We start from the raw sequence: 24,741 nt of genomic DNA, 5'->3' as shown, positions 1-24,741 counted from the left end.
AAGGCTAACGTCGCGCCCTCTTGATTGATTGGACTGAACTGAATGACACGCATCGCCGTCGGCGGCTTCCTGCACGAGACCAACACCTTCGCTCCCACCAAGGCGACCTTCGCCGACTTCCAGCATGGCGGCGGCTGGCCGGCGATGACTGAAGGCGCGGACGTGCTGAAGGTGATGCGGCGCATCAATGTCGGCCTTGCCGGCTTCGTCGACAGCGCCGAAGCGAATGGCTGGGAACTTGTTCCGACGATTGCCTGCGGTGCGAGCCCGTCGGCGCATGTCACCAAGGATGCCTTCGAGCGCATCGTGAAGGTGATGGTCGACGGCATCGCAGCCGCCGGCCCGCTCGATGCGGTCTATCTCGATTTGCACGGCGCCATGGTGACCGAGCATCTCGACGACGGCGAAGGCGAGATTCTGGCGCGCGTGCGCCGCGTCATCGGCAAGGACGTTCCGCTGGTCACCAGCCTCGACCTCCATGCCAACGTCACGCCGGAGATGATGGAACATGCCGACGCGCTGATCGCCTACCGCACCTATCCGCATGTCGACATGGCCGAGACCGGCCGCGCCTCCGCCCGGCATCTGGCGCTGCTGCTGAAGACGAAGCAGCGCTTTGCCAAATCGTTCCGGCAATTGCCGTTCCTGATCCCGATCAGCTGGCAATGCACCAACGACCAGCCGACCAAAGGCATCTACGAAAAGCTCGCCGCGTTGGAGAGCGATGCGGTTCCGACGCTCTCCTTCGCACCCGGATTTCCCGCCGCCGATTTCCGCGATTGCGGGCCGAGCGTGTTCGCCTATGGCAGGACGCAAGCCGATGCCGATCGTGCTGCCGATGCGGTCGTCAAGCTGATCGAAGGCCACGAGGACGATTTCGACGGCAAGATCTGGTCGCCCGATGATGGCGTGCGCCACGCGATGGAGCTTTCGAAGAGCGCGAGCAAGCCGATCATCATTGCCGACACCCAGGACAATCCCGGCGCCGGCGGCGATTCCGATACGACCGGCATGCTGCGTGCGCTGGTGCGCAACAGAGCGAGCGCCGCGACCGGCGCGATCTACGATCCGGTCTCGGCCAAGGCCGCGCATGATGCCGGCGTCGGTGCCACCGTGACTCTGTCGCTCGGCGGCAAGTCCGGCATCCCCGGCGACGAGCCCTATCGTGAGACCTTCGTGGTCGAAAAGCTCTCCGACGGCCGCTTCATCGCGCCCGGCCCTTACTATGGCGGCCGCGAGATGGAGATGGGCCCCTCCGCTTGCTTGCGCATCGGCGACGTCCGCGTCGTCGTCTCCTCGCACAAGGCGCAGCTCGCCGACCAGGCGATGTACCGCTATGTCGGCATCGAGCCGACCGAACAGAAGATTCTGGTCAACAAGAGCTCGGTGCACTTCCGCGCCGATTTCGAGCCGATCGCGGAAAAGCTGATGATCTGCGCCGCACCGGGCGCGATGCCTGCCGACACCGCCACCCTGCCCTGGACGCGCCTGCGTCCGGGCATTCGCATCAAGCCGAACGGCCCCGTTTTCTCGCCTCCCTCACGCTAACTGGACAAAGCCCATGCCCACGATCGACCGCATCGACGGTTACGCCGACGAGCTCACCGCCATCCGCCGCGACCTGCACGCCCATCCCGAGATCGGATTCGAGGAAGTGCGCACCTCCGGCATCGTCGCCGACAAGCTGAAGAGCTGGGGCATCGAGGTGCATCGCGGTCTCGGCGGCACCGGCGTGATCGGCGTGATCAAGGGCAAGGGTTCGGGCAACAAGCGCATCGGCCTTCGCGCCGACATGGACGCGCTGCCGATGGAAGAGAACACCAATCTGAAGTGGAGCTCGAAAATCCCCGGCCGCTTCCACGGCTGCGGCCATGACGGCCACACCACCATGCTGCTCGGCACCGCGCGCTACCTCGCCGAGACCAAGAACTTCGACGGCACCGTGCATTTGATCTTCCAGCCGGCCGAAGAAGGTCTCGGCGGCGCCCGCGCGATGATCAAGGACGGCCTGTTCGAAAAATTCCCCTGCGACGAGCTTTACGGCCTGCACAACGCGCCCGACCTCAACCATGGCGAGATCGCGATCCTGCCCGGCCCGGCGATGGCCAGCGCCGACTTCTTCGACCTGCGTATCACCGGCTATGGCGCGCATGGCGCGATGCCCGAGCGCTCCAAGGACGCGGTGATCATCGCGACCACGCTGGCGCAGGCGATCCAGACCATCGTCAGCCGCAACGTCGAGCCGCTGCAGGCCGCGGTGGTTTCGATCACCCAGATCCACGCGGGCTCCGCCTACAACGTCATTCCCGGCGACGCGCATCTTTGCGGCACCATCCGCACCTTCTCGAAGGAAGTTCGCACCCTGGTCAGCGAACGCATCCGCACCATCTGCGCCGGCATCGCAAGCGCCTACCAGTGCGTCATCGACGTCGACATCCGCGACACCTTCGGCGTGCTGGTCAACCAGGTCGAGCAGTCCAAGGTGGTCGAGGACGTCGCGCGCACCATCGTCGACCCCGCCAACGTGATCACCCGCGCCCAGCCCAAGATGGGCAGCGAGGATTTTGCCGACATGCTGGAGACCATTCCCGGCGCCTATTTCTGGGTCGGCCATGATGGCAACGTGCCCGTGCACAATCCCGGCTTCGTGCTCGACGACAAGATCCTGCCGATCGGCGCCAGCATGTTCGCCCGGATCATCGAGACCCGTATGCCGGTGGGTTAGCAATGCATAAGAAGAGCCCTGAGGAAGCGGTCACCTCACTGCACGATCTGTCCGCGGTCGATCTGATCGCGGGCTATCGCGCCAAGCAATTCTCGCCGAGCGAGGTGCTGGAGGATTTGCTCACGCATGTCGCTACGTGGGAGCCGCATCTGAAGGCGCTCTATGCATTCGATCCCGACGGCGCGCGCGAGGCCGCGAAGGCCTCGACCGCGCGCTGGTCCGGCGGTGAGCCATCCGGCGCGCTCGACGGCGTGCCTGTCACGGTGAAAGACAACATCGCGACCAAGGGCGTGCCGGTGCCGCTGGGGGCTGCCAGCGTCAAGCTGGTGCCGGCCGAAAAGGATGCCCCGCCCGCCGCGCGCCTGCGCGAGGCCGGCGCGGTCATCTTCGCCAAGACCACGATGCCCGATTACGGCATGCTGTCATCCGGACTTTCCAGTTTCCACGCACTCGCGCGTAACCCCTGGGACCTCTCGAAGAACCCCGGCGGCTCCAGCGCGGGCGCAGGCGCGGCTGCCGCGGCCGGCTATGGTCCGCTACATCTCGGCACCGATATCGGCGGCTCGGTTCGCCTGCCTGCGGGCTGGTGCGGCCTCGTCGGCCTGAAGCCGAGCTTCGGCCGCGTGCCGATCGACCCCACCTATGTTGGGCGCGTCGCCGGCCCCATGACCCGCACGGTCGACGATTGCGCGCTGATGATGAGCGTGATCGCAAAGCCCGACCGGCGCGACGGCATGAGCCTGCCCGCCGAGCCGCTGAACTGGAAGGGAGCAGAGAAGTCTCCGCGCAAGCTGCGCATCGGCCTGATGCTCGATCCCGGCTGCGGCCTGGCGCTGGAGAAGCCGGTGCGCGAGGTCGCGGTGAAGGCGGCGAAAGCGTTCGAATCCGCAGGTAGCGTCGTGACCGAGGTCGACGGCATCCTGACGCGCGAGATGCTCGACGGCCTCGACAACTTCTGGCGCGCGCGGATGTGGGATGATCTGGCCAAGCTGACGCCGGCCGAACAGGCCAAGGTGCTGCCCTATATCTTCAAATGGGGCGAGTCCGGCGCCAAGCTCTCTGGCATCGATGTCATCCGCGGCTTCAACCAGACCATGGCGATCCGGGCCGCGGCGTCAAAGCTGTTCTGCGAGCTCGACTATGTGATCTCGCCGACCGCGCCGAATGTGAACTATCCGGCGGACTGGGCCTCGCCGACCAACGATCCCATGAAGCCGTTCGAGCACATCGCCTATACCGTGCCGTGGAATATGTCGGAGAACCCCGCCATCTCGATCAACGGCGGCTTCGACGCCAAGGGTTTTCCCATCGGCGTGCAGATCGTCGGCCGCCGCTTCGACGACATCGGCGTGCTCGGCATGGCCAAGGCTTTTGAAGGTTTGCGCGGGCCGCAGAAGCCCTGGCCGAGGCCGCCGGCGAAGTAAGACGTTCTCGTCATTCCGGGAAGCGCGCCCTTTAAGCGCAAGCCCGGAAGTCTTTGGACAGGCAGCATGCGGAGCCTCTTGCTTACCCTCCCTGGAGGGGGAGGGTCGGCTCACGTTGAGCGCAGCGAAATGTGAGACGGGGTGGGGTGACGGTCTCTGCGCGTCCAGCAGTGCCCGAGAGGAGAGATCACCCCACCCCACTCGCGCTGCGCGCGATCGACCCTCCCCCTCCAGGGAAGGGTAAAGAAAACTCAAGCCCTGTGCCATCTGCGCAGCGAAAGAACAAAAGGAAGGAAACCACCATGGCGTATGAGACGATCAAATACGAGGTCGCCGAGCAGATCCTCACCATCACCCTGAACCGGCCCGACAAGCTCAACGCCTTCAACGCGCAGATGCAAGCAGAGCTGATCGACGCGTTCGACGCCGCCGACAAGGACGACAACGTCCGCGCCATTATCGTGACAGGCGCCGGTCGCGGTTTTTGCGCGGGCGCAGATCTGTCGTCGGGCGCCGACACGTTCGACCGCGATGCGCGACGCGGGCCAGTGAAGCGCTTCGCCGACGGCAAGGTCGACTACAGCGATCCGCAGGTGCGCGACGGCGGCGGCCAGGTGACCTTGCGCATTTTCAAGTGCCTGAAGCCCGTCATCGCCGCCGTGAACGGTCCTGCGGTCGGCATCGGCGTCACCATGCAGCTCGCGATGGACATCCGCATTGCTTCCGACGCCGCTCGCTTCGGCTTCGTGTTCTCCCAGCGTGGCATCGTGCCGGAGGCGGCGTCGAGCTGGTTCCTGCCACGCATTGTCGGCATCTCGCAGGCGCTGGAATGGTGCTATTCGGGCCGCGTCTTCCCGGCCCAGGAAGCCCTCGCCGGCCGTCTCGTCAGCAAGGTCGTCTCCCCTGATGACCTCCTGCCGACCGCCCGCGCGCTCGCCAAGGAGTTCGCGGCGAAGACCGCACCGGTATCGGTCGCGCTGATCCGCCAGATGATGTGGCGCATGATGGGCGCCGATGATCCGATGGAGGCCCACAAGGTCGACAGCCGCGGCATCTACGCCCGCGGCCGCTCCGACGATGTCAAGGAAGGCGTGGTGTCGTTCCTGGAAAAGCGCCCCGCGCAGTTCAAGAACAAGGTGTCCAGCGACATGCCGGACTATTTCCCGTGGTGGACGGAGCGGGAATACAAGTAGCTTCGTAGCTCTCGTAAGGTGGGCAAAGCGACTTGTCCGCCATAGCTCGAAGAGCGACGGCGGAAGCGTGCCCACGCACTTTTCGCAATCGAGAGAGATGGTGGGCACGGCGCAAGAGCGCCTTTGCCCACCCTACGTCACCGTCACTCCATCATCAGCGCGACACGCCCGATCGCCTTGCGGTCGATCAAGAGCCGCATGGCCTTCGCGTAATCTTCCAGTGGCAGGCGGTGTGAGACGTTGGGGCGCAGCTTGCCCTCCTCCGCCCATTGCAAGAGCGCTTTCAGGCGCACCTCGCCAAGTGCGGGATTCTTTCGTACCGCTTCGCCGGCACGCACGCCGAGCACGCTGGCGCCCTTGATCAGCAGGAGGTTGGTCTTGGCCGAACCGATGCCGCCGGTGAAGCCGATTACGAGGAGCCGCGCGCCCCAGGCGATACAGCGCATCGAGTCTTCGAAAACCTGACCGCCGACGGGATCGAACACGATGTCCGCGCCGCGACCATCGGTGATGCGCTTGACGGCGTCGCGAAACGGCTCGCGGTCATAGCGGATAAGATGATCGGCGCCGCGCGATTTCGCAATGGCGAGCTTCTCGTCGCTGGACGCCGTCGCGATCACGGTCGCGCCCAGCATCTTGCCGATCTCGACGGCGGCCAATCCCGTGCCACCACCGGCGCCATGCACCAGCAGCACCTCTCCCGGCTCGACCCGGCCGCGATCGATCAGCGCGTGATAGGCCGTGCCATGGCCGGCAAGATAGGTCGCAGCCTCGGCGTAGTCGAATGTCGACGGCATCGGCGTGAGCTGCGACGGCGCGACGATGGCCTCGTCGGTGAATGCGCCATGCCGCATCTTCACGATAACCTTGTCGCCGACGGCAACGCCCTTCGCCTCCGCACCCACTTCGGTCACGTCGCCGGCAGCTTCCATGCCGGGCGTGAACGGCAGCTCCGGCTTGAGCTGATATTGGCCGGCGGCCATCAGCACATCAGGAAAATTCAGCCCGGCGGCACGGATCGCGACCCGCGCTTCGCCCGGCTTCAGGGCGCGCGGCGGAAACTCTTCCAGCCGCAAGGTTTCGGGCTCGCCGAGCGCATGGCAGACGACGGCGCGCACCATCAGGCCGCGCTCGCCTTGCTGCGCTTGAGCGCTTCGCGGATCAGCGGCAGGCGGTCGTTGCCGAAATACATGTCGGTCTTATTGACAAAGATCGTCGGCGAGCCGAAGCCGCCGCGCGCGACCACCTCTTCCGTATTCGCCTTGAGCTGATCCTTGATCCCTTGCTCGGCGATGCCGGCGAAGAATTTTGGCTCGTCGATGCCGACCTTCCTGCAGATCCCGGCGAGCACGGAGTCCTGCGAGATATCCTTGTCCTCGCCCCAATAGGCCTCGAACACGGCGGTCGCGAACGGCAGCATGTCCTTACCCAGCCAGATGCATCCGCGCATCGCCTTGACGCTGTTCACCGGAAACACCGTCGGCGGCATCTTGATCGCAAGGCCCGCCGAGCGCGACCAGTCCTGAAGGTCCTTCTTCATATAGCGCGCCTTCAACGGCACCGGCGTCTCGCGCTGCGCATAGACGCTCGGATTGACCGTATTGAAGATGCCGCCGACCAGGATCGGTCTCCAGACGATCTCGGCGCCGAGTTCCCTGGCGAGCGGCTGGATGTTGTGGAAGGCGAGATAGGTCCAGGGGCTGGAACAGTCGAAGAAGAATTCGATCATGGCGTTTCCTTTGTAACGGACCTCGTCCTGAGGAGGCAGCGTAGCGGCCGTCTCGAAGGATGGCCACGGGTGACAGTCGGGCCTTCATGGTTCGAGACGCGCCTATGGCGCTCCTCACCATGAGGGACAGGCACTACTTCCTTCCCAACACTTCCTTCGCACGCTGGCCGAACATGATCTTGCGTGATTCCTCGTCGAACGGCTCTTTCACGAATTTTCCGATCGCAAGCCCCGCCTGCACCTGCGGCCTGGCGCGGACGTCGGCATACCAGCGTTTGACATTCGGATAGTCGTCGAGCGTAAAGCCCTGCGCCTTGTGGGTCATGGTCCAGGGGAAGCAGGCGATGTCGGCAATGGAATAGTCGCCGGCGACATAGGCGCCGGTCTTCTCCAGCTGCCGGTCGAGCACGCCGTAGAGCCGGGCCGCCTCGTCGCGATAGCGCTCGATCGCATAGGGGATCTTCTCCGCCGCATAGAGCGCAAAATGCCCGTGCTGGCCGAGCATCGGCCCGAGGCCGGCCATCTGCCACATCACCCATTGAATTGTGGTGGAACGGCCGCGCAAGTCGGCGGCCAGGAAGCGGCCGGTCTTCTCCGCGAGATAAATCAGAATTGCGCCGGTCTCGAACACCGAGAACGGCCCGCCGCCGTCGGCGGGTGCGTGATCGACGATCGCGGGGATGCGGTTGTTCGGGGAGATCGCCAGAAACTCGGGGCTGAACTGCTCGCCGGCGCGGATGTCGACGGGCTTCACGACATAGGGAAGTCGGAGCTCTTCCAGCATGATCGAGATTTTCCAGCCATTCGGCGTCGGCGCGTAATGGAGATCGATCATGACGTTTCCCTCGGCATCCTTTGGCCTTCCCTGCCGATGCCGCCAGCTAAAATAACGACTTTTGTTGTTCTGTACCTTGACGTTAGGACATGGCAGGAAGGGGCGCAACACAACCCGCCGGAGGGCCGCCATGCTGTTTCCAACCACGATTGCCGGCTCCTTGCCGAAGCCGGAATGGCTTGCCGAACCCAATATGCTCTGGGCGCCCTGGAAGTCGCAGGGCGACGAGTTGCTCCGCGCCAAGCGCGACGCGACGTTGATCTGGCTGAAGATCCAGGAGGACGCCGGCATCGACATCCTCACCGAGGGCGAGCAGGCCCGGCAGCATTTCGTGCACGGTTTTTTGGAGAAGATCGAAGGCATCGATTTCGCGCACAAGGTCGAGATGGGCATCCGCAAGGACCGCTACAAGGCGATGGTGCCGCAGGTGGTCGCCCCGCTTCGGCTCAAGGGGCGCGTCCATGCCTTCGAGGCGCGCGCGGCGCGCACGCACACGAAGAGGAAGCTGAAGTTCACCCTGCCCGGCCCGATGACCATCATCGACACCATTGCCGATCGCTACTATGGCGACCGCGTCAAGATGGCGTTTGCCTTCGCCGAGCTTTTGAATGAGGAGGCCAAGGCATTGCAGGTCGACGGCGTCGATCTCGTGCAGTTCGACGAGCCCGCCTTCAACGTCTACATGGACGAGGTCAACGATTGGGGCATCAAGGCGCTGGAGCGCGCTGCGCAGGGCCTCACCTGCGCCACCGCCGTGCATATCTGCTACGGCTACGGCATCAAGGCCAACACCGACTGGAAGGAAACGTTGGGCAGCCAATGGCGGCAGTATGAGCAGATCTTTCCGGCGATCGACGCCAGCCCGATCCAGCAGGTCGCGATCGAATGCCGCAATTCGAAAGTGCCGCTCGATCTGCTGGAGCTGCTCAAGAACAAGATCGTGCAGGCCGGCGTGATCGACGTTGCCAGCGACACGGTGGAGACTGCAGAGGATGTCGTGAAGGTGATCGACGCGGTGTCGAAATTCGTCCCCAAGAGCAACATCATCGCCACCACCAATTGCGGCATGGCACCGATGCGGCGCGAGATCGCCGAAGCCAAGCTGATGGCGCTCGGCGCAGGCGCTGCGCTGGCGCGCGAGAAGCTGGGGTGAGGGCCGGGATCCGCAGCCGCTCTGCTAGTCCAGAGCGGTCGGATGCAGCGCCGGTTGATATCCGGCGCTCAGTGCACGCAGCGTGGACGGGGGCGTCAGCAGCATTGGGCTCTCCAGCTCGCGCTCGGCGCGGGCATAGCCGGCTGGCGACCAAAGCAGCGCCCTTCCCTGCACCACCAGAAAGCTGTCTTCGCCCCGTTGAACCATCGCGCCGTCGGGCAATTCTGCCAGCGGCACCGGCGGCGCGTGCAGGCGCTTGCGGCCATGATCCAGACGCTCCAGGTGCAGCGAGGCGTCCATCGCCTTCGCACTCACCTTGCTCACGCCATTACCCCTCTCCCACGCCGCGCGAAAGCGGTTGGCATCCTCGCGGCGGCAGAAGAAGCAGGGACGATGGCCCGCGGCCAACGCGGTGGCCTCGTCGAGAAAGAACAGCTCGGTCCAGCTGCGCCGCGCCATCACCGGCCGCCGCCAGCCGCGGAATTCGCACAAGCACGTAATCCACGCCGGCGACGACCAGCGCTTGTTCAGCAGCGTCTTCGTTGCGGGATCATGGATGATGCCGCGATTGCCGGTGAACAGGCCGCGATGCGGGGTGGCGATGATGTCGCCGGTAGGTGTGACACGGTTTTGGAGAGGGCGAGTAGCGAATGGCGAATTGCGAGTGGAGGGGCTGCTATTCGCCATTCGCTACTCGCCATTCGCCTTTGATCACGCCGCGCCGTCGCGCAGCGGCGGGTGGTAGGACAGCGCGGTGTCCCAGGGGAAGAAGATCCAGGTATCCTGCGAGACTTCCGTGATGAAGGTGTCGACGAGCGGGCGCCCCTTCGGCTTGGCATAGACGGTGGCGAAATGTGCGTCGGGCAACATCTCGCGCACCAGCTTGCCGGTCTTGCCGGTGTCGACGAGATCGTCGACGATCAACAGCCCCTTGCCGGTGCCACCACCAAGCTTCATGGCCTGTTCCGAAATACCCTTGAGGACCTGGAGGTCGCCCTGCTTGTCGTGGTCGTAGCTGGCGACGCAGACGGTATCGATGATGCGCACGCCAAGCTCGCGCGCCACGATGGCGGCCGGCACCAGGCCGCCGCGGGTGATCGCGATGACGGCGTGGAACGGGCCGACTTCGTTGAGCCGCCAGGTCAGCGCCCGGCAGTCGCGGTGGAACTGGTCCCACGAGACCGGGAAGGCCTTGCCCGCCCGCTCCTGCGCACTCAGTTCCGGTGCTTCACCAGCCATTGTCGTCTCCTGCTTCGCCTGCCGGCAAATCCTCAGCTAACGGGTGATGTTCAATCCTGCCAGCATTTCCTTCACCGCGGCCATTGCTGCCGCGAGCTTGTCCGCATCGCGCGAGCGCACCACGAGGTTCGTATTCGGCTTTTGCTCCTCGTCCATGAAGGGGTAGCTGCCGATGATGGTGTCGGGATGGGCGGTGGCGATCGCGCGTAAGGGGCTGCCGATGTCGCCCTCCCGCGCATTGGCGCGGACCGATTCGGAGAGCATGCGCACGCCCGATTTCAGCTTGGGCGAGACGATGTCCATCATCGCCTGCATGATCGAGGGCACGCCGGCCATCACGATGACATTGCCGATCTTGAAGCCGGGCGCAAGGATGGTTGCGCTCTGGATCAGCTCGGCACCGTCGGGGATGCGGGCCATGCGCAAGCGGGCCTCGTTGAGGTCCTGCTCGCTCCAGCGCTCCTTGAATCGGGCGACCACCTCCGGATGGTGGTCGATGCCGACGCCGAACGCCTTGGCAACGCTGTCGGCAGTGATGTCGTCATGGGTCGGCCCGATGCCGCCTGTGGTGAAGACGTAGGTGTAGCGATGCCGCAGTGCATCCAAGGCAGCGATGATGTCGGGCTCGTCATCGGAGACGACCCGAACCTCCTTCAGGTCGATGCCGATATTGGTCAGGTATTCGGCGATGAAGCCGATATTCTTGTCCTTGGTCCGGCCGGACAGGATTTCGTCCCCAATGACCAGAATGCCCGCCGTGACGATCTCGCTCATAACTTAAGTCCCTCACCTGTGGCGCCGACTTTGCCGAGGTAACGCGTTGAAGTCACGCGGTTTTGCTGTCGAAATAGGCAGTCCTCAGCCATTTTTTCAGGCAAGCCGCCGGCCATCCCCGGCAAATGCTGCCAGTCCCTGCTTATCGCGCTGGCCCGGCCCTTGCTACCACATGAAAGTCATGCACTCTTGCCGCATGGTCAGGACGTTGCGGCTTCACCAGGGCCTGGCGACCTGTCCATTGGCGCAACGCCTTGCGGAGAACAGTCGGCATCTATGGCAGTCGCGTTTGATGAAATGAATATTCCCGGCGGGGACCTTCGCCCCGCCTACCAGGAGCTGGCGCGCTGGCTCAAGGAGACGCCTCCCGAGGCGCTCGAATATCGCCGCCAGGAGGCCGAGCTGCTGTTCCGCCGCATCGGCATCACCTTCGCGGTCTATGGCGAGGCCGAATCCACCGAGCGCCTGATCCCCTTCGACGTGATCCCGCGGATCATGTCGGGTAAGGAATGGGCACTGCTGGAGAAGGGCCTGAAGCAGCGCGTGCGCGCGCTCAACATGTTCCTGCGCGACATCTATCACGGCCGCGACGTCCTGCGCGCCGAGATCGTGCCCGACGATCTGATCTTCCAGAACCCGGTCTTCCGGCCCGAGATGAACGGCCAGCAGGTGCCGCACGACGTCTACGTGCACATCGCCGGCATCGACATCGTCCGGGTCGATGCCAACGACTTCATCGTGCTCGAGGACAATGCGCGCACGCCCTCCGGCGTGTCCTACATGCTGGAAAACCGCGAGATCATGATGCGGTTGTTTCCGGATCTGTTCGCCCGCCACAAGGTGGCGCCGGTCGAGCGCTATCCGGACGAGCTGCTCTCGGCGCTCCGCTCCGTCGCGCCGCTGAGCGCCTCGGGCGAGCCGACCGTCGCCCTGCTCACCCCCGGCGTCTACAACTCGGCCTATTACGAGCACTCCTTCCTCGCCGACAAGCTCGGCATCGAGCTGGTCGAGGGCCGCGATCTCATCGTCAAGAACAACGAAGTGTTCATGCGGACGACCGAAGGCGTGAAGCGGGTCGACGTAATCTATCGCCGCGTCGACGACGACTTCCTCGATCCACTCACCTTCCGTCCCGATTCCGTGCTCGGCGTGCCCGGGCTGATGTCGGCCTATGCGGCCGGCAACATCACGCTCGCCAACGCCGTCGGCACCGGGATTGCCGACGACAAGGCGATCTACTCCTACATGCCGGATATCGTGAAATTCTATCTCGGCGAGGAGCCGATCCTCAAGAACGTGCCGACCTGGCGCTGCCGCGAGCCGAAGGACCTCGCCTATGTGCTGGACAATCTGAGCGAGCTCGTCGTCAAGGAAGTGCACGGCTCCGGCGGCTACGGCATGCTGATCGGGCCCGCCGCGACGAAGGCCACGATCGAAGCGTTCCGCGAGAAGCTCAAGCGCGAGCCCGAAGGCTTCATCGCCCAGCCGACGCTCGCCCTCTCGACCTGCCCGACTTGCACCGCAACCGGCCTCGCCCCGCGCCATGTCGATTTGCGGCCCTTCGTGCTCACCGGCAGCAAGAGCACCACTATCGTGCCGGGCGGCCTGACACGCGTCGCGCTGAAGGAAGGCTCCCTGGTGGTGAATTCGAGCCAGGGCGGCGGCACCAAAGACACCTGGATCCTGGACGAGTAGTCAGATGCTGTCGCGTACCGCCGAAAACCTCTACTGGCTCGCCCGCTACGTCGAACGGGCCGAATATCTCGCGCGCACCATCGATGCGACGCTGCGCGTCACCGCGCTTCCCGCCGCCTATGTCGGCAAGACCAATGAATGGGACTCGGCGCTGCTCACCGCCGGCGTCGCCGCCAGCTTCTATCAGACCTACGAGGAAGCCAACGAGCACAACGTCGTCGACTACCTCTCGTTCTCCGTGGACAATCCATCCTCGATCAGGAACTGCATCGAGGCGGCGCGGCTGAACTCGCGCTCGGTCCGCACCGCGCTGACCAGCGAGATGTGGGACACCATCAACTCGGCCTGGATCGAGCTTCAGGCGGTGTGGAGCAAGGGCACCTCGACGCGCGAGGACCTCGCCAAATTCCTGCGCTTCGTCCAGGAGACCTCGCTGCGCTTCGACGGTTCGGCCTACCGGACCATGTTGCGCAACGATGCCTACTGGTTTTCGCGGATGGGCGTGCATCTGGAGCGCGCCGACAACACCGCGCGCATTCTCGACGTGAAGTATCACGTGCTGCTGCCCGAGGAAGAGCATGTCGGTGGTCCCCTGGACTTCTACCAGTGGAGCTCGATCCTGCGCTCGGTCTCGGCGCTGACGGCCTATCACTGGGTCTATCGCGAGACGCTGAAGCCGTGGCTGATCGCGGATCTGCTCATCCTCAACGACACGCTGCCGCGCTCGCTCGCCAGTTGCTACGGCAATCTCGTGCGCAACCTCGACCAGATCGGCGTCGCCTATGGCCGCCAGGGCCCGGCCCAGCGCCACGCCCGCGGCATCCGTAACCGGCTGGAACACAGCAATATGAACGACATTTTCCAGCATGGCGTGCATGAATTCATTCAGGAATTCATCACCGACAATTCCAGGCTGGGCGAAATCATCACGAAGCAGTATTTGATCTGATGAACGCCGTCATTCCGGGATGGTCCAAAGGACCAGACCCGGAATCTCGAGATTCTCAAGTGCGCAATTACGCACTAGAGTTCGATGCTGACGCATCGCCCGGAATGGATCAAAACCACCATGCGCCTGCGAATCCTGCACACCACGACCTATCGCTACGAGCCGGCGGCCACCAGCGTAATCCAGATCCTGCGCATGACGCCCGGCAGCCATGACGGGCAATATGTGGCGGAATGGCAGATCGACGTCTCCACGGACACCAAGCTCGACACCCACGAGGACGCCTTCGGCAACGTCACCCATGTGCTGTCCTGCGGACCTGTCGGCGACATCAAGATCACCGCCGAAGGCCTGATCGAGACCCACGACACCGGCGGCGTGCTGCGCGGGACCGACGAGCGCTTTCCGGCCGGCATGTTCTTGCGTGCCACCGACCTCACCTCCGTCAATCCCGCGATGATGGCGGTCGCGCGCCAGTTGCGCAGCGAGGCCGAGAGCGACACGCTCGGCTTCCTGCATACGCTGATGACCGAGATCGCCGATCACATGACGTTCGACGAGGACCCGACCAACAGCGGCACCTCGGCGGCGGAGGCGTTCACGCTCAAGCGCGGGGTCTGCCAGGACTACGCGCACATCTTCATCGCCTGCGCCCGCGCCGGCGGCGTGCCGGCGCGCTTCGTCTCCGGCCACTTCCTGCGCGCGGACGGCACGGTGCATCAGGACGCCGGTCACGCCTGGGCGGAAGCCTTTGTGCCCGATCTCGGCTGGGTCGGATTCGATCCCGCCAATAGCATCTGCGCCACCGACGCCCATGTCCGCGTCGCGATCGGGCTCGACTATCTCGGCGCTGCCCCGGTGCGCGGCACCCGCTATGGCGGCGGCGCCGAGACGCTGGCTGTGGCCGTGAAGGTCGAGCAGGCCGGCCGCGGCGGTCCGTCGCAATCGCAATCCCAACGGCAGAGCTAGGCGCAGCCGTTCGAGCGCATCGGTCGTGCTACACTCGCGGGGATCGAAGCTGCCCCCCCGCGAGGTACCCATGGCCACCGCAAAACTGCTTTCGGACGATGAACTCTCCACCGAAGCGCGCGCCGTCTTCGACGATATCCGCAAGGTGCGAAAGTCGGACTTCGTCAACAATTTCTGGCGCGCGCTGGCGCATGATCCGAAGACGCTGCGGCGGACCTGGGAAAGCATCAAGGAGGTGATGGCTCCCGGCGCGCTCGATCCCAAGGTCAAGGAAATGCTTTATGTCGCGGTTTCGATCGCGCATGGCTGCAGCTACTGCATTCACTCCCACACCGCCGCCGCGCGGGCCAAGGGCATGACCGAGGCCGAATATGCCGAGCTGCTCGCCATCGTCGGCATGGCCGCGGAGACCAACCGGCTGGTCACGGCGCTCGGCGTGCCGGTCGACGAGGCGTTTCTCGTCGATGCCGCGGATTGAGCGGCAGAGCTGGCTGCCACGCCTCGGAATGACGACCTTCCCCCGGGAATCGGGGGTTGGACCGGCTCCCGAAATTCGCTAGTAATTCCGCGCAAACGCGTTCGGGGACTGGAAATGACCTATTGTTGCGGAATCCTGGTTCGGGACGGTTTGGTGATGATCGCCGACACCCGCACCAATGCCGGCCTCGACAACGTCTCGACCTTCCGCAAGCTGCACATCTTCTCAAAGCCCGGCGAACGCATCATGGCGATCGCCAGCGCCGGCAACCTCGCCATCAGCCAGTCCGTGCTCTCCACGCTGACCGAAGGCCTGGAGGACCCCAACACGGGCGAGGTCGAGACGCTGATGAACGCGCCGACCATGTTCCAGGCCGCCCAGCGCATCGGCCGGGCCATCCGCGCGGTGCACGCCACAGAAGGCCCGGCGCTGAGATCCGAGGACGTCTCGTTCGACGTCTCGTTCCTGTTCGGCGGCCAGATCAAGGGCTCCCGGATGCGCCTGTTCATGATCTACACCGCCGGCAATTTCATCGAGTGCACGACCGACACGCCGTACTTGCAGATCGGTGAGCACAAATACGGCAAGCCGGTGCTCGACCGCGCCATGCATTACGACGTCGAGCTCTACGAGGCGCTGAAGACCGGCCTGATCTCAATGGATTCGACCATGCGTTCGAACCTCGGCGTCGGCCTGCCGATCGACGTGCTGGTGGTGCGCGCCGATGCCTGCGATGCAGATCTCAACCATCGCATCGAGGCCGGCGAGCCCTATTTCCACGATCTGCGCTCGCGCTGGTCGGCGGCGCTGCGCGCGGCGCACCAGAACATTCCACGGCCGCCCTACAAGAACGAAAAAGAACCCAAAACCTGACAGCATGAGAAAAGGCAGGAAACAATGAGTGAAGCAAACAAGATCGCAGTAGTGACGGGCGCCGGCACCGGTGTCGGGCGCGCCGCGTCGCTGGCATTGATGAACACCGGCTTCACCGTGGTGCTGGTGGGTCGCCGGCTCGACATGCTCGAGGAGACGGCGAAGCTCGGTCCCGCCGGGAAAAGCCTGTGCGTCACCGCCGACATGACCAAGCCGGATTCCATCGCCGCGCTGTTCGACAAGGTGAAGGCCACCTATGGCCGGCTCGACGTGCTCTTCAACAATGCCGGCATGGGCGCTCCCGCGGTGAACTTCGAGGACCTCAGCCTCGAGCAGTGGCAGGCGGTGGTGAACACCAACCTCACCGGCCCGTTCCTGTGCACCCAGCACGCCTTCCGCATCATGAAGGACCAGACCCCGCGCGGCGGCCGCATCATCAACAACGGCTCGATCTCGGCGCATGCGCCGCGCCCGTTCTCGGCGGCCTACACCTCGACCAAGCACGCCATCACCGGTCTGACCAAGGCCAGCAACCTCGACGGCCGCATGTACGACATCGCGGTCGGCCAGGTCGACATCGGCAATGCCGCGACCCCGATGACCGATCGCATGGTCAACGGCCCCGGCGTGCTGCAGCCGGACGGCACCACCAAGCACGAGCCGCGCATGGATGCGAAAGCGGTCGGCGATGCCGTGGCCTACATGGCCGGCCTGCCGCTCGATGCCAACGTGCTGACCATGACGGTCATGGCAACCAAGATGCCGTTCGTCGGACGGGGCTGAAGCTAAAATTGCGAAAACAACCCCATGCACAGTAGGCGTCAAGAGGCGCCTGCTGCTGCTTGGCTACGGGGGTGACGCGAGTTAAGTCCACGAGCTATCTCAACAATCGTCATTGCGAGCGCAGCGAAGCAATCCAGAATGCCTCCGAGGCAAGATTCTGGATTGCTTCGTCGCTTCGCTCCTCGCAATGACGTGGAGAGAGCGGAGGCCTACTCCAAGCTCTCCACCTGCCGCAGGCTGGGAAACAGCTTCATCCAGAGCAGCGCCACCGCAACCGTGGCAACGCCGCCGAGCACGGCGGCCGGCATGGCGCCGAGCAGCGCGGCGGCCACACCGCTTTCGAACTGGCCGAGCTGGTTCGAGGCGTTGATGAACAGGAAGTTCACCGCGCCGACCCGGCCGCGCATCTCGTCGGGGGTGGAGAGCTGCACCAGCGAGAAGCGGATCACGACGCTGATCGTGTCGGCGGCACCGAGCACGGCGAGCGCGAGCACCGACAGCCACATCCAGGACGACAGCGCGAACACGATGGTGGCGAGGCCGAACACGATCACGGCCTGGAACATGCGCAGGCCCACGTGCCTGGAGATGGCGTGGCGCGCCAGCACCATGGTCATCAGGAGCGCGCCGACCGCCGGCGCGGCACGCAGCACGCCGAGCCCGACCGGCCCGGTCTGGAGGATGTCACGGGCATAGATCGGCAACAGCGCGGTGACGCCGCCGAACAGCACCGCGAACAGGTCGAGCGAAATGGTGCCGAGGATGGCCGGATTGCTGCGAATGAAGCGAACGCCGGCGAAGATGTTGTCCGAGTCCATCCCCTCCTTCGCGATCGCCTGCGGACGCGGCCGGATGAAGCCGGTCAGGATCATGCCGAAGATCCAGAACAGCACCATCACGGCGTAGGCGAGATGCGGGGAAACCGCATAGGCGAAGCCGCCGAGCGCCGGCCCGGTGATGGTCGCGACCTGCGCCGCGCCGCTGGAGACGGCGGTGGCACGCTGAAGCGAGCCCTGCGGCGCGATCAGCGGCAGCAGCGCCGCCGTGGTCGGGCTCTCGAACGCGCCGGCAATGCCGAGCACGAAGGTCGCGATGAAGATCTGGACTTCGCCGACCGCGCCGAGATAGGTGATGATTGCGAGATAGAGCGCGGTCGCCGCTTCAACGAGTTGGCAGAGCTGGACCACGCGCTTGCGCTCATAGCGGTCGGCGGCGTGGCCAGCGACGAACACCAGGAGCGCGGTAGGCAGGAACTGCACGAGGCCGACCATGCCGAGGTCGAAGGCCGAGCCGGTGAGATCGTAGATCTGCCAGCCGATCGCGACCGCCGCGATCTGGCTGGAAAAGCGCGACAGGCTGCGCGAGAGCAGGAAGAACAGGAACGCGCGATGGGCGAGAAGCGCGCGGGCGCTGACCGGCGGGTGTCCGGATATTGGTTGCTCTGGCATCGCCTTTTGGGTCACCCTCGGACCGCTCGCCCCCTCACTGTCGAAGGCCCCCGCGTGGCCGAGGTGGCCCCGCTTGTCAACAGTGGGGCGCTTCTGGCGGCCCCCGGCATTGCCTTTGCAACGCAGGCGCGGCCATAATCATTGAGGGTTTGGGGACATCATGCTGCGCTTGCAATCGGCACTCGGCATTTTCGCATTGCTGTTGATCGCCTTCGCGTTGGCGGAGAATCGGCGCGCGGTGTCGCTGCGGCAGGTGGCGATCGGCCTCGTCGCCACCTTCGTCACGGCGATCGTGCTCCTGAAGCTGCCGGTCGTCGCGCACGCCTTCGGCGCCATTAATGACGCGGTCGGTGCGATCTCGGCTGCCTCGCGCGCCGGCTCCGCCTTCGTGTTCGGCTATGTCGGCGGCGGCGCCCTGCCCTTCGACGTCAAGGTGCCTGGCGCCGATTTCATCCTGGCGTTCCAGGCGCTGCCGATCGTGCTGGTGATGAGCGTGCTGACGACGCTGCTATTCTACTGGCGCGTGCTGCCGCCGATCGTGCGCGGCATGGCCTGGCTGCTGGAGCGGACGCTCGGTGTCGGCGGCGCGGTGGGCCTCTCGACCGCCGCAAACATCTTTCTCGGCATGGTCGAGGCGCCGCTGTTCGTGCGGCCCTATCTGAAGCAGATGACCCGCAGCGAATTATTCCTGGTGATGACCGGCGGCATGGCGGGAATCGCCGGCACGGTGCTGGTGCTCTATGCGACGCTCCTTGCTCCTCTCATTCCCGACGCGGCCGCGCACTTCGTCATCTCCTCCGTGCTGGGCGCGCCGGCCGCGATCCTCGTCAGCCTGATCATGGTGCCTGAAACCTCCGACACGCGTACCGGCGGCACGCTCGAAGATCCGGAGATGGAGGTCTCCAGCACGATGGACGCGATCGTGAAAGGCACCACCGCGGGGATCGAGCTGCTGATCAACATCGTCGCCATGCTGCTGGTGCTGGTGGCGTTGGTCTATCTCGTCAACGCTATGCTCGGCCTGCTGCCGAACGTTGGCGGCGCCGCGATCTCGTTACAGCGCCTGCTGGGGCTGGTTATGGCGCCGGTGTGCTGGCTGATGGGATTGCCATGGGATCAGGCGGTGACGGCCGGTAGCCTGATGGGCACCAAGACCGTGCTCAACGAATTGATCGCCTATGTCGACTTCTCGAAGCTGCCGGGCGATGCGCTCGACCCGCGCTCGCGCCTGATCATGCTGTACGCAATGTGCGGCTTCGCCAATTTCGCCAGCCTCGGCATCATGATCGGCGGCCTCGGCGTGATGGCGCCGGAGCGGCGCGAGGAGATCAACGCGCTGGGATTGAAGTCGATCGTGTCGGGGACACTGACGACCTGCTTGATGGGGGCGGTGGTGGGAGTGTTGGCTTGATGCCGTAGCCCGGATGAGCGCAGCGAGTATCCGGATCAGCTTCGCCGCGGAGAGACTTTCCCGGATGCCGCTGCGCTCCATCCGGGGCTACGAACCGGTCATTCCGGTCAACTGCACAATTTCGACTTCTGCAAGATGCGGCGCACCTCGGCCAGCTTGGCACGGCACGGTTCGGCCGCCGTGGCTTTCGCCTCGCTTTCCCGTCCCTGCGCCCACAACAACACCGCCATCAGGCCCTGTGCGCCGGAGCGCACCGGCCCACCCGCCACATCCGAAGCTGCGAGCGACATGGCGGTTCGCGCCTCCGTCTCCGCCGACCTCAGGTTGGCTTGTTCCAGGAAGAAGACCGCGCGGAACACGTGAGCCCGCGCGTCTTTCGGATAGCGAGTGACGAGATCGAACGACCGGCTGACCATCTCGTCAGACTTCGTCGGCACTTCCGATGCGCGGATATAGTGCACGGCATCGGCCATGTAGGACGAATAATGCACCGCGGCGAAGCCGGCGCAGATCAGAGATCCGAGGGATGCTGCAAGCAACGTCATGCCGGCGCTCCGCGGCAGGCTGTCATAGGACCAGAAGGCGAGCCACGGCGTGATCGCAAGCGCGGCGCCGGCCACCGCACCGCCTGCATGGGCATAATAGTTGACATTGCCCGAGGCGCCGAAGGCCAGCGGCAGCAATGCGGGCACGCCGAAGAAGAGCGACGTCTTCAATCGCGATATGGTTTGATCGGCGTCCGCTTCGGGATCGAAGCTCGCGACGAACAGTGCGGCGATGAGCCCGGTAATGGCGCCGGACGCGCCGACGCCCACCGTGCCGGGGCCATTGCCCAGCAGAGAGCCGACCTCACCCGCCACTGCACTGGCGACGAAGATCAGCGCAAACCAGCCACGGCCGATCAGAGACTCCAGCCTGACGCCGACGATGAACAACCCGATGCAGTTGCTGATGAGGTGCCACCCGCTGCCATGCAGCAGCGGCGCAAGGCCAATCCTCCACCACTCTCCTCGTCCGACAACGAGATCGTAACCGGAGGCGCCCTGAGCGATCAGCGAGCGGACATCGAGGTCACCGTCCCGCGCAACGTCGATGGCCAGACTGCGTTGCAGAGCGAAGATCAGAAGCAGACCAAAAATCAGGCCAATGGTGAGGAAAGGGATATCGGCCAAAAGCTTGTTGTCGCCAAAAAGCGTCCCCTCACTAGGCAAGGCCTGAGCGGGGTCGCGCACGATCTCCCGAACGATCGGCGCAGCGACGGGTTGAAATGACGCTCTTGAGGGCGGCGCTGCGACGCCACGTCGGCCAAAAGTGTTGGTCGCCATGAAAGCACTCCCGCGTTTTCACAGCTTTGAGTTGACGGGAGAGGTATTTTCGACTGGTTAGCGCCCGCCCTGCGGAACAGCTGAAACCATCCGGCTGGTAAGTGCCCGGTTTCGCAGATCAGGTGCTTTTTAGCGATCGTGACGGGAACGCTGACGAACGTGTTTGATGGGCGGTGGTGGGGCTGGAGGCAGCGAGGGTCCTGTAGCCCGGATGGAGCGCAGCGCAATCCGGGAAGGTCTGCGTCGTCGCAGGCAGCGGCCCCGGATTGCGCTTCGCTCCATCCGGGCTACGAACCTTCATCGCAATGACAAAGGAGACAGATCGGCCTACGCCTTCAACTCCACCGTCTTGAACTCAGCCGGCAGGATCACCTCCAGCAATTCGACGTCATCCGAATAATCCAGGATCATGTGCTTGATCTTCGGGGGCTGGGTCCACGCGCTGCCTTCCTTCATCAAGGTCTCGCCCTGCCCGTCCATATAGGTCTTCACCCAGCCCTTGAGCACGTAGACCATCTGGAAGTCGACGTCGTGAAAATGCAGCTTCGACACCTCGGCCGGATCGCAAGGACCTTGCAGCCGGATCACGTGCGCTTGCGCGAGGCCGTGGCTTGCGTCGGCGATGCCGAGGTCGCGGTATTTCGCGTAAGCGCGCAGGCCATCGGCCTTGAAGTCTTCCTCGCGGTGATGGCTGATCGCGATGCGCTGCCTGGGCCGCGCCGGCTTCTTCGGCGCGGCGGTGCGGGCCTTCGCCTTCACCGCCTTGCGTGCCGAGGATCGCGCCGCCGCTTTGGCGCCGCTCCGCTTCTTCACTGCGGTCTTCGTTGCGGGTCTTGATGCCTTTTGCTTGGCCATTGTCTGCCTCCCTGATCTGAGCCGCGCCCGCCGGACGGGTACAACCCGAGCACAGATTATCCAGTCTTGGATGAGGCGGCAATTGCCGGGCGCGAGGCTGGCGGCTCGATGACCCGATCGGTCGTAGCTTGTCCCAAGCTGTCGTGGCGAACGGCCGTCGTCTCGTATTCGTTCTCTCGCTGAATTAATCTCGAAGAGAGATTCTGGGGGATTGAAGCCATGGGCAACAGCGTAGGTCAGCGTGCATTTCAAAATGCCCGGCTTCAGAAACGGCAAAAAGCCGAAGTGCTGCCGTTGCTCGGGCATGCGCTCCAGCTCCACAAGATGGGGCTTCTCGCCGAGGCCCAGGCTGCCTATCGGCAACTCCTGCAGCTCGCGCCCAACCAATTCATGGCGCTGCACATGCTCGGCGCTTTGGAGTCTGATGCCAAAAACTTTCAGCAAGCCGAAATCCTGCTGAGCCGAGCGGTCGCCGTGGATCCGCAATCTGCCGATGCTCATATGAGGCTGGGCGTCGCGCTCAACGGGCTGCGGCGTCACGACGAGGCCTGCGCGAGCTATCGAAAGTCCCTCGCCTTGCGGCCCAACCACGCCGCAACCCTCTCCAATCTCGGTAACGCGAGCGTGGCCCTCGATCTTCACGAGGAGGCGCTCCATAGCTACGACAAAGCGATCGCACTCAACGCGAGCCTTGCCGAAGCCCACAACGGCCGGGGTTGGGCGCTGTGCCGTCAGCGCAATTACGACGAGGCCGTCGCAAGCTTGAACCGCGCGCTGTCGATCAAGCCTGACTATGCCGCGGCGCTTGCAAACCGTGCCACGGCTTTACGGGAACTTCAGCGATTTGACGAAGCGCTGGCAGACGGCAATCAGGCGATTGCGCTGGCACCCGACGACGCGAATGGGTGGCTCGCGCGGGCCAGTGTCCTGCTCCAGATCCAGCAAATTGCCCACGCATCCCACGACTGCCAGCAGGCGCTCGCGATCGATCCAGATTCCATTCAAGCTCACCTGGTGCTGGGTCTTTGCCTCGCCGGACTTGGCCGGGTCAATGAGGCCCTCGCCAGTTTCGACAGAGCCCTCGACATCCAGCCTGACCTGCAGAGCGCGATCTCCAACAAGATATTCACGCTCGATTTTGCGGGGGACGCCACCGTTGAACGGCATCAGCAGGCTCGTCAGGTGTGGTGGGAGCGTGTTGGCGCGAAAATCGCTTCAGGCGCGGCGAGACCGCATGACAACAGCCGCGATCCGGATCGCCGTCTGGTGCTCGGTTATGTCTCGTCGGATTTCAACGCGCATTCGGCCGCGTTGATTTTCAAGCCGGTGCTCCAACACCATGACCGGGCACAGTTCGAGGTCGTGTGCTACGCTTGTTCGTCGAAAGTGGATGCGACGACCGGCGAATTTCAGGGGATCGCCGATCGCTGGCGCGACGCCTCGCAATGGACCGAAGATCGCCTCGCCGCCGAGATCCGCGCCGACGGCATCGACATCCTGATCGATCTGTCCGGCCATACCAGAGGTAACCGCCTCGGCGTGTTCGCGCGCAAGCCGGCACCGATCCAGGTGCATGGCTGGGGCCACGGCACCGGCACCGGGCTGCCGACGATCGATTATCTGATGTCGGATCCGGTCGCGATTCCTCACGAGGTTCGGCATCTGTTTGCCGAGACCATTGTCGACCTGCCGTGCTTCGTGACGCTGGCGTCGCTGCCGACCGAGATTCCGCGGGCACCAACGCCGGTGATCTCGAACGGTTTCGTCACCTTCGGCGTCTTCAACCGCATCAGCAAGATTTCGGACGAGGCAGCGCAGGTCTGGTCCAGGATTCTCGAGCGGGTGCCGGGCTCGCGACTGCTGATCAAGGATGTTGCCTTGGACGACCAGCTGGTCCGCGAAAATTTGCTCGCCCGGTTCGAGGCTTGCGGATTGCCGGCCGAACGTGTCGATCTGCTCGGCGCCACCTTGCGAAGTGAACATCTGGCATCGTTCAATCGCGTCGATATCTGCCTCGACCCGTTCCCGCAGAATGGCGGCGTCAGCACATGGGAAGCCTTGCAGATGGGCGTGCCGGTGGTGGCGAAGCTCGGCAACAGCCTGCCCAGCCGTGCTGCCGGCTCCATCCTCACGGCACTCGGTTTGCCGGACTGGGTCACCGACAGCCATGAGGCGTATATCGAAATCGCAACGCGCCGAGGCTCTGAGATCAGCGAGCTCGACAGGTTGCGCCGCGAGCTGCCCGACAAGATCCGGGCCGCAGCCGCCAGCAACCCCGTCTCATACGGGCGAGCGGTCGACGAGGCCTATCGCGCGATGTGGAGACGCTATTGCGGCGACGGCGCCTGATCGCCCCTCAGGTGATCACGGGAATAGCGCGTTCGCCCGGCGCAGCTGCAACGGAGATATCGTAGGGTAGGCAAAGCGACTTGTCCGCCGTAGCTCGAAGAGCGAAGGCGGAAGCATGCCCACCTTCCGTGCGCGATCATGGAGAGATGGTGGGCACGGCGCTTAAGCGCCTTTGCCCACCCTACGGGACCGGTGTGCGCCTCAATGCAGCCGGAACACGCCATCCACGGCGCGCAGCTCGGCCGGCTTGATCAGCTTGGAGTGCGCGACGGTGACCGAATGGAGGGGACCGTCGAGCTTTTCCTGCCAGAAGGCCAGGAAATCCTTCAGCGCCGGGAATTTCGGAAACATGTCGTAGTTCTGCCAGACGTAGGTCTGGAGCAGCGAAGGATGATCCGGCATCCGGTAGAGGATCTGCGCCGTCGTCAGCCCGTAACCTAGAAGCTGTTTCCGGAAGTCCTCGGAAACGCCCCCACTCCGTACGCCCATGCCAACCTCCTTTGCAGGAGCGCATTCAAGGGGCGGCCTGGTCGG

The 24,741-nt window shown here is 64.4% G+C and carries 23 protein-coding genes; 13 read left to right on the top strand and 10 right to left on the bottom strand.

Features of this window, described 5'->3' with window-relative positions:
- Positions 1 to 42 precede the first annotated feature (42 nt).
- The 4 genes from GGD62_RS14725 to GGD62_RS14710 all read left to right on the top strand — a co-directional run bounded on the left by GGD62_RS14725 (position 43) and on the right by GGD62_RS14710 (position 5,342).
- Positions 43 to 1,548 (top strand): M81 family metallopeptidase, encoded by a 1,506-nt coding sequence (locus GGD62_RS14725; protein ID WP_183708900.1) that lies wholly within the window; start codon positions 43 to 45, stop codon positions 1,546 to 1,548.
- Positions 1,549 to 1,561: 13 nt separating this feature from the next.
- Positions 1,562 to 2,725, top strand: coding sequence for a M20 aminoacylase family protein (locus GGD62_RS14720; protein WP_038949932.1), 1,164 nt, complete (start codon positions 1,562 to 1,564; stop codon positions 2,723 to 2,725).
- A 2-nt stretch (positions 2,726 to 2,727) separates the two neighbouring features.
- On the top strand, positions 2,728 to 4,149 hold the full coding sequence (locus GGD62_RS14715) for an amidase (RefSeq protein ID WP_183708899.1): 1,422 nt from the start codon (positions 2,728 to 2,730) through the stop codon (positions 4,147 to 4,149).
- A gap of 302 nt (positions 4,150 to 4,451) precedes the next feature.
- Positions 4,452 to 5,342: a crotonase/enoyl-CoA hydratase family protein gene (locus GGD62_RS14710; protein WP_183708898.1), complete on the top strand. Its 891-nt coding sequence runs from the start codon at positions 4,452 to 4,454 to the stop codon at positions 5,340 to 5,342.
- 143 nt (positions 5,343 to 5,485) lie between these two features.
- On the opposite strand, the gene GGD62_RS14705 is transcribed toward GGD62_RS14710, so the two are convergent.
- The 3 genes from GGD62_RS14705 to GGD62_RS14695 all read right to left on the bottom strand — a co-directional run bounded on the left by GGD62_RS14705 (position 5,486) and on the right by GGD62_RS14695 (position 7,906).
- Positions 5,486 to 6,463 (bottom strand): NADPH:quinone oxidoreductase family protein, encoded by a 978-nt coding sequence (locus tag GGD62_RS14705; protein ID WP_183708897.1) that lies wholly within the window; start codon positions 6,461 to 6,463, stop codon positions 5,486 to 5,488.
- Complete coding sequence (locus GGD62_RS14700) at positions 6,463 to 7,071, bottom strand: 2-hydroxychromene-2-carboxylate isomerase (RefSeq protein WP_179734255.1); 609 nt, start codon at positions 7,069 to 7,071, stop codon at positions 6,463 to 6,465. Before GGD62_RS14700 ends, GGD62_RS14705 begins: the two co-directional genes overlap by 1 nt.
- Positions 7,072 to 7,204: 133 nt before the next feature.
- Positions 7,205 to 7,906, bottom strand: coding sequence for a glutathione binding-like protein (locus GGD62_RS14695; RefSeq protein ID WP_018322075.1), 702 nt, complete (start codon positions 7,904 to 7,906; stop codon positions 7,205 to 7,207).
- 130 nt (positions 7,907 to 8,036) lie between these two features.
- Between GGD62_RS14695 and GGD62_RS14690 the strand changes: the two genes are divergently transcribed.
- Complete coding sequence (locus GGD62_RS14690) at positions 8,037 to 9,059, top strand: methionine synthase (RefSeq protein ID WP_183708896.1); 1,023 nt, start codon at positions 8,037 to 8,039, stop codon at positions 9,057 to 9,059.
- 24 nt (positions 9,060 to 9,083) lie between these two features.
- On the opposite strand, the gene GGD62_RS14685 is transcribed toward GGD62_RS14690, so the two are convergent.
- From GGD62_RS14685 to GGD62_RS14675, 3 genes are read right to left on the bottom strand one after another with little or no spacing between them, the layout of a single operon-like run.
- Entirely contained in the window at positions 9,084 to 9,746 is a 663-nt protein-coding gene (locus GGD62_RS14685; protein ID WP_183708895.1) for a hypothetical protein, read from the bottom strand.
- Between the two features lie 24 nt (positions 9,747 to 9,770).
- Complete coding sequence (gene gpt / locus GGD62_RS14680; protein WP_018322072.1) at positions 9,771 to 10,298, bottom strand: xanthine phosphoribosyltransferase; 528 nt, start codon at positions 10,296 to 10,298, stop codon at positions 9,771 to 9,773.
- A gap of 36 nt (positions 10,299 to 10,334) precedes the next feature.
- On the bottom strand, positions 10,335 to 11,072 hold the full coding sequence (locus tag GGD62_RS14675; protein ID WP_018322071.1) for a molybdopterin-binding protein: 738 nt from the start codon (positions 11,070 to 11,072) through the stop codon (positions 10,335 to 10,337).
- 276 nt (positions 11,073 to 11,348) lie between these two features.
- Here GGD62_RS14675 and GGD62_RS14670 point away from each other — a divergent pair, with 276 nt between their 5' ends.
- The 6 genes from GGD62_RS14670 (at position 11,349) to GGD62_RS14645 (ending at position 16,819) form a co-directional block, all read left to right on the top strand.
- Positions 11,349 to 12,767 (top strand): circularly permuted type 2 ATP-grasp protein, encoded by a 1,419-nt coding sequence (locus GGD62_RS14670; RefSeq protein ID WP_183234723.1) that lies wholly within the window; start codon positions 11,349 to 11,351, stop codon positions 12,765 to 12,767.
- A 4-nt stretch (positions 12,768 to 12,771) separates the two neighbouring features.
- A complete protein-coding gene (locus GGD62_RS14665) occupies positions 12,772 to 13,716 on the top strand; it encodes an alpha-E domain-containing protein (protein WP_018322069.1) in 945 nt (314 codons plus the stop codon).
- Positions 13,717 to 13,836: 120 nt separating this feature from the next.
- Positions 13,837 to 14,685, top strand: coding sequence for a transglutaminase family protein (locus GGD62_RS14660; protein WP_026202673.1), 849 nt, complete (start codon positions 13,837 to 13,839; stop codon positions 14,683 to 14,685).
- A gap of 70 nt (positions 14,686 to 14,755) precedes the next feature.
- Positions 14,756 to 15,163 carry a carboxymuconolactone decarboxylase family protein gene (locus GGD62_RS14655; protein WP_183708894.1) on the top strand — a complete coding sequence of 136 codons (408 nt, stop codon included), beginning with the start codon at positions 14,756 to 14,758 and terminating at the stop codon, positions 15,161 to 15,163.
- A 114-nt stretch (positions 15,164 to 15,277) separates the two neighbouring features.
- Positions 15,278 to 16,036 carry a proteasome-type protease gene (locus tag GGD62_RS14650; RefSeq protein WP_092259186.1) on the top strand — a complete coding sequence of 253 codons (759 nt, stop codon included), beginning with the start codon at positions 15,278 to 15,280 and terminating at the stop codon, positions 16,034 to 16,036.
- A 24-nt stretch (positions 16,037 to 16,060) separates the two neighbouring features.
- The gene (locus GGD62_RS14645; RefSeq protein ID WP_018322065.1) at positions 16,061 to 16,819 is read left to right on the top strand and encodes an SDR family oxidoreductase; all 759 of its coding nucleotides are present in this window, start codon (positions 16,061 to 16,063) and stop codon (positions 16,817 to 16,819) included.
- A 209-nt stretch (positions 16,820 to 17,028) separates the two neighbouring features.
- Here GGD62_RS14645 and GGD62_RS14640 read toward each other — a convergent pair whose 3' ends face one another.
- Positions 17,029 to 18,267 carry an MFS transporter gene (locus GGD62_RS14640; protein WP_183708893.1) on the bottom strand — a complete coding sequence of 413 codons (1,239 nt, stop codon included), beginning with the start codon at positions 18,265 to 18,267 and terminating at the stop codon, positions 17,029 to 17,031.
- Positions 18,268 to 18,427: 160 nt separating this feature from the next.
- Between GGD62_RS14640 and GGD62_RS14635 the strand changes: the two genes are divergently transcribed.
- Positions 18,428 to 19,678 (top strand): NupC/NupG family nucleoside CNT transporter, encoded by a 1,251-nt coding sequence (locus tag GGD62_RS14635; RefSeq protein ID WP_183708892.1) that lies wholly within the window; start codon positions 18,428 to 18,430, stop codon positions 19,676 to 19,678.
- A 107-nt stretch (positions 19,679 to 19,785) separates the two neighbouring features.
- Here the strand turns inward: GGD62_RS14635 and GGD62_RS14630 are convergent, their stop codons facing one another.
- Together GGD62_RS14630 and GGD62_RS14625 are read right to left on the bottom strand one after the other, a co-directional pair.
- Positions 19,786 to 21,003 carry a rhomboid family intramembrane serine protease gene (locus GGD62_RS14630; protein WP_246800099.1) on the bottom strand — a complete coding sequence of 406 codons (1,218 nt, stop codon included), beginning with the start codon at positions 21,001 to 21,003 and terminating at the stop codon, positions 19,786 to 19,788.
- A 327-nt stretch (positions 21,004 to 21,330) separates the two neighbouring features.
- Positions 21,331 to 21,858, bottom strand: coding sequence for a cupin domain-containing protein (locus GGD62_RS14625; RefSeq protein ID WP_018322061.1), 528 nt, complete (start codon positions 21,856 to 21,858; stop codon positions 21,331 to 21,333).
- A gap of 219 nt (positions 21,859 to 22,077) precedes the next feature.
- Between GGD62_RS14625 and GGD62_RS14620 the strand changes: the two genes are divergently transcribed.
- Complete coding sequence (locus GGD62_RS14620; RefSeq protein ID WP_183708891.1) at positions 22,078 to 24,207, top strand: glycosyltransferase family 41 protein; 2,130 nt, start codon at positions 22,078 to 22,080, stop codon at positions 24,205 to 24,207.
- A 201-nt stretch (positions 24,208 to 24,408) separates the two neighbouring features.
- Here the strand turns inward: GGD62_RS14620 and GGD62_RS14615 are convergent, their stop codons facing one another.
- Positions 24,409 to 24,696 (bottom strand): usg protein, encoded by a 288-nt coding sequence (locus GGD62_RS14615; RefSeq protein WP_028141201.1) that lies wholly within the window; start codon positions 24,694 to 24,696, stop codon positions 24,409 to 24,411.
- Between the last annotated feature and the right edge of the window lie 45 nt (positions 24,697 to 24,741).

The sequence above is a fragment of the Bradyrhizobium sp. ERR14 genome, assembly GCF_014198235.1.
Taxonomy (GTDB): Bacteria; Pseudomonadota; Alphaproteobacteria; order Rhizobiales; family Xanthobacteraceae; genus Bradyrhizobium.
Note: the sequence above shows the minus strand (reverse complement) of the source record. Positions and strands in the feature narration are given on the sequence as shown.